Below are 12997 nucleotides of genomic sequence, written 5' to 3' on the forward strand. Positions count from 1 at the left end.
CATTCCTCCTTATCCTTATGATAACGAAGAATAGACGATTTGAAAATTTTCAAAAAATCAAGATAATGATACTTTCGCGATCTTTTATGCTTAAAACTTCACCTGAAGACATGTATTTTTAGATTGATAATGCGCAAAAACATGCAGTCGAATAATGTTAACATCGTTGGAAATAGTAGAGGCAGCCGCTCCAATTGATTGCCAATCCTCTGGTAATGTAGAGTCCTTTCCATTTTCTTTAAAATTTAATTTTGTAGCTTTTTTGTCTGCTAAGGCTGTTGGCAGTTCTGCAAGTGTTGGTTCCTTACAGCTTGCGCCACTGACAGTAAATGCTTTTTTAAAGGTTGCGGGTTCCTGTAAAAATTCTAGCTGACTTTCTTCTGTTACCATGCTTGTCCATACATAGAATTTTCCATCAACCTGAACAATCGCACTCTCTTTTAATGCTGGGTATTCCGCAACAAAAGAACTGGCACTCTCATAATTCGAATACACACCTGCTTGACTGGCAAAAAACATAGGGGCATTAGATGTATTGGTTGTCTCACCGGCAGTTGGAATCGTCTCTGTTTTTGATTGATTATTTGCTACTTCACTACCATTTATCTTTAACGGTAACTGTGTACTGGCCTGTAACACGCCTAAAAAAATCGCCACACCTAATAAACCAACAAATCCACCAATAATCATTGCTCGAAATATTTGTTTTTTTATCACATGACTTACAATTTTCATGCATCTATCACCTCACCCTTCCACCGATCTATCCAACTAGTAGCGTTGCAAAAATTCGATGACTCAATATGATATAAGTATATGTAGATTACGAAGTGTAAATGCGAGTTAATTGTGATTTGCTACAGAACTGTTGAAAGGAAAACATGGTCTCTAGCTATAAAAAAACTAGGACTCCCTCTCAAGAGTCCTAGTCGGTTTATTCTTTTAATCTATTACGTACCGCTGTTAGTAAATACAATGAGCCAGATACGATTGTTCTTTGCTGACTTAGTGACTGCGCCTGTAAAAAAGGTACATAATCCACAAGGACAGCTTTGGATGCTGCATTGGAAAGGGTTAGCATTTGTTGCGCAGTCATCGCTCGCGGATTGTCAAAATCAACAAAATAAAAATTATCGCTGACCTGCTCAAAAAGGCGGAGAATCTGCTGTACGTCTTTATCTGCTAATATACCGATAACAAATGTTATGCGCTCATTTGGAAACTCACATTGAATCGTTTCCACTAATTTTTCCGCACTTGCTGGATTATGAGCACCATCTAAAATAACACAGGGCATTATTTCTTCAAAACGTCCTAAAATAGTAGCCCTTTGCACTGCCTGACGTATAGCTGCTTCACTCGTAGATACATCTAATACAGATGCCACTTCAAAAAATGCTGTAATGGCAAGTGCCATATTATTCGCTTGATGTGTTCCCTTCATAGACCGAGTTAGTTTTGCTATTTGAAACTGTTGCACTACATTGGTATAGCATTCTCCATCAGCTGTTGATTTGACAGTAAAATGTTGACCTAATGCTAGAACATTGGCATTTTTCCGAGCGGCTTCATCATCAACAATACGCTTAGCTTCATCTGGTAAATCACCTATAATGACAGGGCGAGATCGTTTAATAATGCCTGCTTTGTGACGGGCAATATGGGCAAGCGTATCTCCTAAAAATTTTGTATGTTCTAACGCGATGCTTGGGATAATGGAGACAATCGGTGTTACCACATTCGTGCTATCCAGTAACCCACCCATACCTGCTTCAATAAGCGCGATATCCACGTGCTCATTCACAAAATGTAAAAATGCAGCTACAGTTAGTAATTCAAAATCCGTTAGTTTTTCACTAAGCTCTGCCTGTTGCATTTGTTGAAAAACTCGATCCATTTCAGCTTCCGTTATAGGGTGACCAGCTATTTGAATTTGATCATGGACATCCACTATACATGGAGACATAAATTTGCCTACGCGTAAGCCATGTTCTTGAGCAATTGCCTCCAGAAACGTTAACGTAGATCCTTTACCATTTGTGCCTGCTAAGTGGACAACACGCAATGTTTGCTCGGGGTTTCCTACTAAGGACAAGGCCTCTTCAATCGCCTCAAGACCAGGTTTAATCACATCATCGCTTTTGACATGCCATTTTTCTTTATAATGATCAAGTTTTGGAATCATTGTCCTTCCTCCTGTAGCCATTGTCGAACTTCCGCTATAAAGTATAAAGAACCTGTAATGACCACAATATCCTCTTCATGGCGTTCATGTAGTACAGTTTGAACAATTTCTAGCCATTCTTCGTGATGAGTTTTATGTGCATGTGTCGATAACATCGCTAAGCTCTCGGCAGGCATTGCATTGGGCAGGTTTATTTGCGTAAAAGCAATTGAAATCGCCACAGCATCCATTAGCTCTATACTGTTGGCATGATCCTTATCAGCCAATGCTGCATAAATGAATCGATATTGGTTGTTAGGATAGACATCCTTGAGTGTTTGGATTAGGGCAGCTGTACCTTCTGAATTATGAGCGCCATCTAGCACAATATGATTTGGCCATTGCTCGAAACGGCCAGCCCACTGTGCGCGTTGTAGTCCTTGACGAATTGTATCATCAGCAAAGGAAAGGTATCCGTCTTCACGTAATAAAAGTAGAGCCGTAATAGCAAGACTTGCATTATTAATTTGATGGGGACCAGCCATTTTTAAAGGTACATCCATCATCACGACCTGTTCTTTTTTATATGTAAATTGCTGATAATCTGTGCCTTGCTCACTATTTGTCACCGTAAAATCTTGTCCTAAAACGAAGCATGGTGCGTGTCGTTCCTCTGCCGTGGCTTTAATAACAGCTAATGCCTCCTCATTCCTAACTCCTACTACAACTGGTACGCCTCTTTTGATGATGCCTGCTTTTTCACTGGCAACCTTTGCGAATGTATCACCTAAAAATGCAGTATGCTCTAGCGAAATCGTTGTAATAATCGCTAAAAGCGGCGTGACGACATTGGTCGCATCTAAACGTCCTCCAAGCCCTGTTTCAATAATCGCTATATCTACTCCTTGATGGGCAAAATATTGAAACATAATCAGTGTGACTACCTCAAAAAAGCTGGGAAAATCTCCATTGTATTGTTCTTCTATAATTTTGGCTAGTTGATTGAAATAGGCTAAAAATTGCTCATCCGAGATTTGCTTGCCGTTAATAGTCATCCGTTCATTGACTCTCTCCAAATGCGGGGACGTAAATGCTCCTACTTTGTAACCCGCATGTTGTAGCATTTCTCTTAAGGCATTCACCGTAGAGCCTTTGCCATTTGAACCTGCCACATGAATTACACGTAGTTGATTGTGCGGATGACCTAAATGGGCAAGTACTTCTCGCATGAGGACAAGTGGTGCACGTTTATGATCAACTGCTTTTAATGTAAAGATAAATTTTGTACATTCGTTCATTGTGTTAAACAAAAGAAACACTCCCTCTTACTGCAATACCTTTATTTTAGTACAAGTAATGTTTAATAACATCGTTAAATAGCAAAACACTCGAAAAAACACGCAGCTAGCGACTGTGTGTTAGTTTTATTTTTTCAATTAATGTACTTGGTGAGCACCTAATAGAGCCCCCATATTGTCAATAGCGGGAGAATATTTGGACGTTGTACTCATTCAAAGGGGTTTTTTAACATTTAAATATCGAAATTCGAGCAATACTCATTTATTTTTTGAATCGTTAATAAATCTGTACGTGATAACTGGATACAATTCTGTTGAGGTTTATTTGCTAATAGAGCACACGTCCACTGGCATTTAATAAACGATAATACTTTGCTTCTAATAATTTCAAAAGATTCGTTTCTATCAGTACCCTTGCACTTACAAAATCTAATTCATCACATGCTTTATTGACTTTCGTAATAATTGTGGCAATGTGTCCTGTCAACCTCAACACCTCCATTTTTCATACAATAGGCTCTACAAAAAGGGGGCTAGCCATCCCAATTTACCAAAACATTCAGGTTTTTTATCCTACTGAACGAATGATAACACCAATCTATTAGACTTATTATTCGAATAACACTATATTTTAACCTAATTACACACATACCTTTTGCTCCATATAAAAAGAAGCAACGGATGACTTTACAGCCATCCATTGCTTCCTCATTACATATTTTTTAATTCTTCTAAACGTTTTAACACAACAGCATGCTTGCTTTCATAATCTGCTAATTTTTCACGCTCTGCATTGACTAACGCTTCAGGTGCTTTCGATACGAACTTCTCATTTGATAACTTACCAGTAACAAGCTTTACTTCTTTTGCCCATTTCTCTAACTCTTTTTCAAGGCGAGCAATTTCTTCCTCTAAGTTAATAAGACCAACAAGTGGTAGGAACACTTGCGCTCCTGTGACAACAGCCGTCATTGATTGACCTGGAGCCTCTAAACCTTCACCAATTGTGAGGGTATCAGGATTACAGAATTTTTCTAAATAGCCTTGATTCGCTTCAAGAACAGCTACTGTTGCTGCATCTTTCGCTGAAATAAATAGCGGTACTTTTTTGCTCATCGGTGTATTCACTTCCGCACGAATATTACGTACTGAACGTATAATATCCATTAGGAGCTTCATATTATCTGCTTCATCAGCAAAATGAAGATCCGCACGTACTGTTGGCCATGCAGCCACTGTAATCGATTCACCTTCATGTGGTAAGTGCTGCCAAATTTCTTCTGTAATGAATGGCATAAATGGATGTAATAAACGCATTGTTTGATCCAGTACGTAAGCTAAAATAGAACGAGTAGTCTTTTTAGCTACTTCATCCTCACCATAAAGTGGTAATTTCGCCATTTCAATATACCAAGAACAGAAATCATCCCAAATGAAATTGTATAATTCACGACCAACTTCTCCAAATTCATAACGTTCTGCAAGAGAAGTTACACGTTCAATCGTTTCATTTAAGCGTGTTAAGATCCATTTGTCAGCAACGGATTTTTCACCTGTTAAGTCGATTTCATCATAGGTCATACCGTCCATATTCATAAGTGCGAAACGTGATGCATTCCAAATCTTATTGGCAAAATTCCATACTGCCTCTACTTTTTCAGTTGTATAGCGTAAATCTTGACCAGGTGATGAACCAGTCGCTAGGAAATAGCGTAAAGAGTCTGCACCGTATTGCTCAATAACATCCATTGGATCTACACCATTACCAAGTGACTTACTCATTTTACGACCTTCGCCATCACGTACTAAACCGTGAATTAACACATCTTTGAATGGGCGTTGACCTGTAAATTCAAGGCCTTGGAAAATCATGCGAGATACCCAGAAGAAAATAATATCATATCCCGTTACTAATGTGCTGGTTGGGTAATAACGTTTATATTCTTCATTTGCCTCATCTGGCCAGCCCATTGTAGAAAACGGCCAGAGCGCAGAAGAGAACCAAGTATCGAGTACATCTTCATCTTGCGTCCAATTTTCGGAATCAGTTGGGGCTTCTTTTCCTACGTAAACTTCGCCTGTTTCATTATGATACCAAGCTGGGATTTGATGGCCCCACCATAATTGACGAGAAATACACCAATCACGGATATTCTCCATCCAACGAGAATATGTGTTTTCAAAACGAGCTGGGACAAAGTTTACTTTCCCTTCTTCATCTTTTTGAAGCTCGAGGGAAGTGTCAGCAAGTGGTTGCATTTTAACGAACCATTGTGCTGAAAGGTATGGCTCAACAACAGCACCAGAACGTTCAGAGTGACCTACTGAATGCATATGCTCTTCAATACGAATCAGCACGCCTGCTTCTTGTAAATCAGCAACAATTTGCTTACGGCATTCAAAACGATCCATCCCTTTATATTTGCCAGCAAGATCATTCATTGTACCGTCTTCATTCATCACAAGAATGCGCTCTAGGTTGTGACGATTTCCAACTTCAAAGTCGTTCGGATCATGGGCTGGTGTCATTTTTACAACTCCAGTACCAAATTCCTTATCAACATAGTCATCAGCTACAATCGGAATTTCACGACCTACAATCGGTAAAATAACTGTTTTACCAATTAAATGCTGATAGCGCTCATCGTTCGGGTGAACAGCTACCCCAGAGTCACCGAGCATTGTTTCAGGACGTGTTGTAGCAACTTCTACATATCCTGAGCCATCCGCTAAAGGATATTTCATATGATAGAATGCACCTTGCACATCCTGATAAATTACCTCAATATCAGATAATGCTGTTTTCGCTGCTGGATCCCAGTTGATAATACGTTCGCCACGGTAAATTAAACCTTTTTCATATAACTCAACAAAAACTGTTTTAACTGCATCTGAAAGACCTTTATCTAGTGTGAAACGTTCACGTGTGTAGTCTAAACCAAGGCCAAGCTTTGCCCATTGATCACGAATATGTCCAGCATATTCTTCTTTCCATTCCCATGTTTTTTCAAGGAATTTTTCACGGCCTAAATCATAACGTGTAATATTATCCTCACGCAGTTTTGCTTCTACTTTTGCTTGTGTTGCGATCCCTGCATGGTCCATACCTGGTAACCAAAGGGCATCATAGCCTTGCATGCGTTTCATACGAGTAAGGATATCTTGTAATGTTGTATCCCAAGCATGCCCAAGATGTAATTTACCTGTTACGTTCGGTGGTGGAATAACGATGGAATAAGGCTTTTTCCCACTTTCAGGCTGTGCCTCGAAAAATTTCCCTTGTAACCACCATTCATAGCGACCGGCTTCAATGGACTGTGGGTCATATTTAGTTGGCATTGAAATGTTTTCTGTCATCTTGACTCCTCCTATTGTTTGAAGACTATTGGTAAAGAAATGCTGTTCATTTTTTTACCCAATAAAAAAAACTCCTCTCGTCTAAAAGGACGAAGGAGTTTTAATTCGCGGTACCACCTTTAATTCCAGCAGCGGTTAAGATCAATGCTAAATGACATATTTTCTCAGCCTTCCCTACTGGCTCTTAATTCGGTAACGGTGTTTAACCGGCTTTAACTACTGTTAGTTCACTAAAGCTGCTCAAGGGCTACCTTCAATTAAGTACAAATAGAAACTTCTCAGCTACCGTTTCCTCTCTGAAAATGTAGACATAATTTACTCTTCCCTATCATAGCATCTGTATTTGATTTTCCTTATTGTACCGCAGAATCGTGTCATTTTTCAAGTGATTTAGTCATCTTTTAGTAAGAGTAAAGTAAATAGAAAAGGAAGTGACAATTCAATGCGTCGACGCAAGTATAACCCTTGGCTTTTACCTCCTTGGCTACGACAAGTTCGTTTTTATTGTAGAACCATTATTGTGCCAATTTGTGCTTTTCAGTTCATCCGTGTCATTATTGTGCCAACATCAGGCGATTTAGTCTTCTTATTGCTCCTACTACTTCTCTGCTATTTACTTTTGAAAGACATCATTTGAAACACGGACTTTAAGCGGTGTATACTCTTCTGTTAGGTCCCAAATCATGGAAGGCACTTCATGCCAAGTGCTGGATTCACGTACAACAATATGGCTTGAGGATTCTCTCATTACTATCTTTTGGTCAACTGTTGTAGAGGTCTCTTGGCGTGAAGCTGCTGCTACTGCGGTAGGTTGTTTCACTTGAACACTTTCCTCGATCACAGCCATTTTTTCTTCTTGATCGAAAGCATGAGCCATTAGGTGTGGATTGTCTAAAGTATCATTTTCAACAACGGGTTCATATTCGTTAAAAATACTTGTAACTGTCCACTCAAGCTGACACATCTGATTCGACAGACTAGGGCGAATATCTTTGACCATTAAATCTTTGACATCCGATTCTTTTGGTAAATCCACATGTAAAGGGACAGCATACTCAAAATAACCAGTATCTCCTTGGACATCAAGGGCATCAATTGTAATTAAATTATCATCACCTGTAAATGCTTGCATATCTTGAAAATCAAAACGAACATGTGCCGTAATATGGTAGATGCCCATTAATCGAAGTGAATCCTCTAACTGCATGGCTTGCCACTGTGGTTTAATTTGTACAGCAGCTAATTCTGTTGGGCAACCATATCCAGGAAAACAAAATGTTTCTCGCATATTCCAAGTTTTTTGTTCGATAATAATCCCTCCCTTTGCATCATATGACGATTTAAAGGATAGTATGCTAGGGTGTTTCAAGTTGAACATAATTATAAATAGATACTACTAGAAAAATGGCATGCTAGAATATTACTTCTAGCATGCCATTTTCATGGATGTTCTTACCATTTAAACATTGACTAATTTAATTTTATTAGCTACACGATCTGTTAGCATTTGTGTTGCCTTTGGTACAATCGGTTTAAAAATCGGATTTAACACAGGGCCAGCTAAGCCGCCAGCAACGACTTCTAAAAAGCCTGTCATTTTTGTGTTTTCAGCATCAATGCTTTCTGCAAGGAAATAGCCATTTCCAGTGAAATTATCAGAAAGACCCTTTAATTCGAATGTAACTTTTGATGGTGCTACCCATTCTAAAATTGTAATTTCTACTTGTACCGTTTTTTTCAAAACGCCAACATTGCCTTTAAAAGTCCATGTTGAATGTTTGTCATCAATCATTTCGTGTGTATTATAACCTGGGACAAGCTTTGCCCATTTTTCCATATCACTGACGAATTCCCATACATTATCAATTCCTACGGGTACTTCGACCATGTGTGTGCCAGTTGCCATATTAATTCACTACTTTCTATTATGAATAGCTATATTATAAACGATATCGCCCACAATTTGGCTATGCTGAAAGATATAATTTTAACAAAAACAGGTCCTTCATCCAGTATAGAAGTTCTTATTTGCTAGTTAATATATGCTATACTTTCTCTTTTGCTCATTCATTGCTCAAGTACTAGAATGACTTCTATCATAGAAAACCATTAATCGTAAGCGCTTGCGGTTTTCTGTCTCTGTCGCTTCACTTTAAGCTGAATTAAGCTAAAAAAGGCACGCTAGATTTGTTTCTAGCATGCCCTAAACTTTGTTATCTTGCTAATTGTGCAAATACTTTATGGAAGGCATCCACTGTTTTAGCAATATGTTCTTCCGTATGCGCTGTGGAAATGAATAATCCCTCAAACTGAGAAGGTGGTAGGAAAATCCCTTCCTCTGCCATCAGGCGGAAGTATTCAGCGAATAATTGTAAATCAGATGATTTAGCAGAAGCAAAATCAATAACATCTTCATTCGTAAAGAAGAAACCAATCATAGAACCAGCACGATTAACTGTGTGCGGAATATTGTATTTTGTTGCGGCTTCACGGAAACCTGCTTCCAGCAGATCACCTAATTTTTTAAAGTAATCATACGTACTATGGTCTAAGCGTGATAACGTTTCGTAGCCGGCTGTCATCGCTAATGGATTCCCAGATAGTGTACCTGCTTGATAAATAGGACCAGCTGGTGCTACTTGCTCCATAATCTCTTTTTTCCCAGCAAACGCTCCTACTGGCAGACCACCACCGATTACTTTTCCTAAAGTAGTTATATCAGGCGTGACATCAAAATAGCCTTGTGCACAGCCATAATCTACACGGAAACCTGTCATAACCTCATCAAAGATTAATATTGCACCGTGCTCCGTTGTAAGGGCACGTAGACCTTCTAAGAAACCTGGCTGTGGTGGTACAACCCCCATATTCCCTGCAACTGGCTCCACAATGACTGCTGCTAGCTCTGCACCAAATTTCTCGAACACCGTTTTTGCCCCTTCTAAATCGTTGTAGGCAACTGTTAACGTATTTCGAGCGATATCTGCCGGTACACCAGGGCTGTCAGGTAAGCCTAATGTGGCTACACCAGAGCCAGCCTTAATCAATAAGGAATCACCATGACCATGATAAGAGCCTTCAAATTTTAAAATCTTATCACGTCCAGTAACACCACGAGCTACACGTAAGGCAGACATAGTAGCCTCTGTTCCTGAAGAAACAAAGCGAATCATTTCCATACCTGGCAGACGATCTAAAACTAATTGAGCTAAACGATTTTCTGTATAGCTTGGCGCACCAAAGGAAGAGCCTTTTGCTGCTGTGTCAGCAATTGCTTTCACTACCTCTGGATGAGTATGGCCTAAAATCAGTGGCCCCCAAGATAATACATAATCAATATATTCGTTGCCATCAATATCTTTAATAATAGCACCGTGGCCAGATTCCATGAAAATCGGATCCATATTTACTGATTTGAATGCACGTACTGGGCTACTAACGCCACCTGGCATTAATTGAACAGCTTCAGCATAAGCTTGCTTTGATTTTTCGTAAGAACGTGTCATTTATTTCTCCTCCAACCAACGTGCAGCATCTTTTGCATGATACGTAATGATTAAATCAGAGCCTGCACGTTTCATACCTAATAATGTTTCAAGCACAACTTTTTTCTCTTCAATCCAACCATTCATAGCAGCCGCTTTAATCATTGCATATTCACCTGAAACATTATACGCAACAAGCGGTAATGGATAGTTATTTTTCATATCTCGAATAATATCTAAATAGCTAAGGGCAGGTTTTACAATTAAGAAATCTGCGCCTTCTTCGATATCTGACTCTGCCTCACGGAAAGCCTCTAAACGGTTCGATGGATCCATTTGGTAGGACTTCCGATCACCAAATTGCGGTGCACCATCTGCAGCGTCACGGAACGGACCATAGTAGCTAGATGCATATTTGACTGCATACGACATGATTGGAATATGCTCGAATCCTGCTTCATCTAGACCAGCACGGATTGCTGTAACAAAGCCATCCATCATATTAGATGGAGCAATAATATCTGCACCAGCTTTTGCTTGTGACACAGCTGTACGGGCTAACACATCTAATGAAGGGTCATTTAAAATCTGATCGCCTTCAATTAAGCCACAATGTCCATGGTCTGTAAATTCACATAAGCATGTATCGGCAATGACTAATAGCTCAGGATGACGTGCTTTAATAAGTCGTGTCGCTTCTTGAACAATGCCATGATCATGGAACGCACCTGTTCCAACAGCATCTTTTTCAGCTGGTAAACCAAATAAAATAACCGCAGGAATTCCTAATGCTACAACCTCATCAATTTCAGCTTCTAGTTTATCCAATGAAAATTGAAAAACGCCAGGCATTGAATGTACTTCATTTTTAATATTTTCGCCTTCAATTACAAAAATAGGATAGATCAGGTCCTCTTTATGTAAGTATGTTTCTTTTACCATTGATCTCATCGTTGCATTAGCACGCAAACGACGATGTCTTTGAAATTGTAGTTTTGTCATGATTTGTCCCCTACTTTCATAATTTCTTCGATAACTGCTTGCATGGTATATACACTTGGCATAATCTCCACAGTAGCACCATATTGTTCAAGAGCCGCTTCCGTAATATGACCAATGGCTGCAATACGAGTTGCTCGCCAGCCAACATGTGATGCTACATCCCTTGCATACACATCAACAGCTGATGGACTAGCAAAAATGACCGTGACATCTTGATGTTGCTCGATGCATTTGAGAATAACTGAGGTTTGATCATGTCGTTCCCTCGTTTCATAAACAGTCCACTCTTTTACTTCAAAGGGCAGTCCATCCTTCAGCGTACTTTTCGCCTTCTCTCCACGAATAAACAAACATCTCGGAAGATTACCTGCTACACTCGGAAATTCTTGGACGAAAATATCAGCACTAAATACAGAAGGCATAAAGCTCACTTGAAATCCTAGCTTTTCTAATGCTGTCGTTGTTTTTGTTCCAATGGAAGCAATTTTCCCTTGGAAGTGATCGGCATTCAAATGATGCCGCAGCATTTTACGAGCAAAAGCATCGACAGCATTTTGACTCGTAAAAATAAGCCAATCAAATTGATTCGCACAATTCAATCGTTCAGCATCATGATTGTCTAATCGTTCGCATGTTTCAATTAATGGGGCAATGATGGCATGGCCACCTAAAGCTGTTATATTGTCGACAATGGTTGTTGTCTTAGATGTCCCCGTTAAAAGGATCGTTTTACCTTTTAGAGGTAAATTACTTGGCATCTTGCTCTGCCTTTACACGTTGAATCAGTTCGAAAGCGCCCTGTTCTGTTAAAATAGCAGCCAGCTCTTCCCCAATTTTTTGTGCGTCTGTTCCTACTACTGTTTCCTTATACAAAACAGAAGCATCTGGAGCTGCGACAAGGCCAGTTAATGTCATTTCGCCCCCATTTGAAGTGGCATACCCAGCGATTGGTACCTGACAGCCACCATCCATTGCTGCCAAAAAGGCACGTTCCGCATGTGCCTCTTGCCAAGTGGATGGATCCGTTAATTTTCCTAACTCAGCTAATAGCTCCGCATCATCTCCACGACATTCAATACCAAGAGAGCCTTGCGCTACTGCTGGCAGACAATGTTCTACAGGTAAAAACTCTGTGACTACATCATCACTCCAGCCAAGACGTTTCAAACCAGCGGCTGCTAGAATAATTGCATCATATTCCTCTGTCTCCAACTTAGCTAAACGTGTATCAACATTTCCTCGAATCCATTTAATCTCGATATCTGGGCGTACTGTTAATAGCTGTGCACTGCGACGTAATGAACTTGTCCCAACTACCGCTCCCGCAGGAAGTTCTGCAAATTTAACATGACCTTTCGAAATAAAGGCATCACGTGCATCTTCACGTGGAGGAATGCAACCAATCACTAACCCTTCTGGCAACACAGCAGGCATATCTTTCATAGAATGCACAGCAAAATCAATTTCTTTATCGTAGAGGGCTTGCTCAATTTCTTTCACAAACAATCCTTTTCCCCCTACTTTTGAAAGCTGCACATCTAAAATTTGATCCCCTTTTGTTACGATCTCTTTTACTTCAAATTCGAATGGGGCACCAGCCGCTTTTAATTCATTAATGAACCAATTTGTTTGAGTTAGCGCTAGCTTACTTCTCCTAGAACCTACAATAATTTTTCTCAACAGTCTCCAAC

Annotated in this window: 11 protein-coding genes and 1 other annotated feature; all 11 genes read right to left on the minus strand. The window is 39.7% G+C overall.

Translation table 11 applies throughout. The features are described from left to right. Positions 1–90 precede the first annotated feature (90 nt). A complete protein-coding gene (locus tag MHI22_RS09285) occupies positions 91–735 on the minus strand; it encodes a hypothetical protein (protein WP_058844888.1) in 645 nt (214 codons plus the stop codon). A 199-nt stretch (positions 736–934) separates the two neighbouring features. Continuing rightward, positions 935–2185, minus strand: coding sequence for a bifunctional folylpolyglutamate synthase/dihydrofolate synthase (locus tag MHI22_RS09290; RefSeq protein WP_089934699.1), 1251 nt, complete (start codon positions 2183–2185; stop codon positions 935–937). Continuing rightward, positions 2182–3462: a bifunctional folylpolyglutamate synthase/dihydrofolate synthase gene (locus MHI22_RS09295; RefSeq protein ID WP_196243747.1), complete on the minus strand. Its 1281-nt coding sequence runs from the start codon at positions 3460–3462 to the stop codon at positions 2182–2184. Before MHI22_RS09295 ends, MHI22_RS09290 begins: the two co-directional genes overlap by 4 nt. A gap of 328 nt (positions 3463–3790) precedes the next feature. Continuing rightward, positions 3791–3949, minus strand: coding sequence for a hypothetical protein (locus tag MHI22_RS09300; protein ID WP_244504887.1), 159 nt, complete (start codon positions 3947–3949; stop codon positions 3791–3793). 224 nt (positions 3950–4173) lie between these two features. Then, a complete protein-coding gene (locus tag MHI22_RS09305) occupies positions 4174–6819 on the minus strand; it encodes a valine--tRNA ligase (protein WP_036124012.1) in 2646 nt (881 codons plus the stop codon). 82 nt (positions 6820–6901) lie between these two features. Continuing rightward, positions 6902–7160, minus strand: a binding site (T-box leader). A 272-nt stretch (positions 7161–7432) separates the two neighbouring features. Continuing rightward, positions 7433–8107 (minus strand): valyl-tRNA synthetase, encoded by a 675-nt coding sequence (locus MHI22_RS09310; protein ID WP_170829907.1) that lies wholly within the window; start codon positions 8105–8107, stop codon positions 7433–7435. A 171-nt stretch (positions 8108–8278) separates the two neighbouring features. Beyond that, the gene (locus MHI22_RS09315) at positions 8279–8725 is read right to left on the minus strand and encodes a CoxG family protein (RefSeq protein ID WP_036124000.1); all 447 of its coding nucleotides are present in this window, start codon (positions 8723–8725) and stop codon (positions 8279–8281) included. 307 nt (positions 8726–9032) lie between these two features. Further along, a complete protein-coding gene (gene hemL / locus MHI22_RS09320; RefSeq protein ID WP_058844884.1) occupies positions 9033–10325 on the minus strand; it encodes a glutamate-1-semialdehyde 2,1-aminomutase in 1293 nt (430 codons plus the stop codon). Further along, positions 10326–11306, minus strand: a complete 981-nt coding sequence (hemB, locus tag MHI22_RS09325) for a porphobilinogen synthase (protein WP_036123992.1) — start codon at positions 11304–11306, stop codon at positions 10326–10328. Continuing rightward, a complete protein-coding gene (locus tag MHI22_RS09330) occupies positions 11303–12064 on the minus strand; it encodes a uroporphyrinogen-III synthase (RefSeq protein WP_141905008.1) in 762 nt (253 codons plus the stop codon). Before MHI22_RS09330 ends, hemB begins: the two co-directional genes overlap by 4 nt. Then, a complete protein-coding gene (hemC, locus tag MHI22_RS09335) occupies positions 12054–12986 on the minus strand; it encodes a hydroxymethylbilane synthase (protein ID WP_058844882.1) in 933 nt (310 codons plus the stop codon). Before hemC ends, MHI22_RS09330 begins: the two co-directional genes overlap by 11 nt. Positions 12987–12997: the final 11 nt, after the last annotated feature.

Source organism: Lysinibacillus sp. FSL L8-0312, assembly GCF_038003285.1.
Taxonomy (GTDB): domain Bacteria; phylum Bacillota; class Bacilli; order Bacillales_A; family Planococcaceae; genus Lysinibacillus; species Lysinibacillus fusiformis_D.

Bases quoted from the DNA above. Each gene is read 5' to 3' on its own strand.
- MHI22_RS09310 (WP_170829907.1), bottom strand. From the start codon at position 8,107: ATGCGAGAAACATTTTGTTTTCCTGGATATGGTTGCCCAACAGAATTA.
- MHI22_RS09315 (WP_036124000.1), bottom strand. From the start codon at position 8,725: ATGGCAACTGGCACACACATGGTCGAAGTACCCGTAGGAATTGATAAT.
- hemL (WP_058844884.1), bottom strand. From the start codon at position 10,325: ATGACACGTTCTTACGAAAAATCAAAGCAAGCTTATGCTGAAGCTGTT.
- MHI22_RS09305 (WP_036124012.1), bottom strand. From the start codon at position 6,819: ATGACAGAAAACATTTCAATGCCAACTAAATATGACCCACAGTCCATT.
- MHI22_RS09290 (WP_089934699.1), bottom strand. From the start codon at position 2,185: ATGATTCCAAAACTTGATCATTATAAAGAAAAATGGCATGTCAAAAGC.
- MHI22_RS09285 (WP_058844888.1), bottom strand. From the start codon at position 735: ATGAAAATTGTAAGTCATGTGATAAAAAAACAAATATTTCGAGCAATG.
- MHI22_RS09330 (WP_141905008.1), bottom strand. From the start codon at position 12,064: ATGCCAAGTAATTTACCTCTAAAAGGTAAAACGATCCTTTTAACGGGG.
- MHI22_RS09295 (WP_196243747.1), bottom strand. From the start codon at position 3,462: ATGAACGAATGTACAAAATTTATCTTTACATTAAAAGCAGTTGATCAT.
- hemB (WP_036123992.1), bottom strand. From the start codon at position 11,306: ATGACAAAACTACAATTTCAAAGACATCGTCGTTTGCGTGCTAATGCA.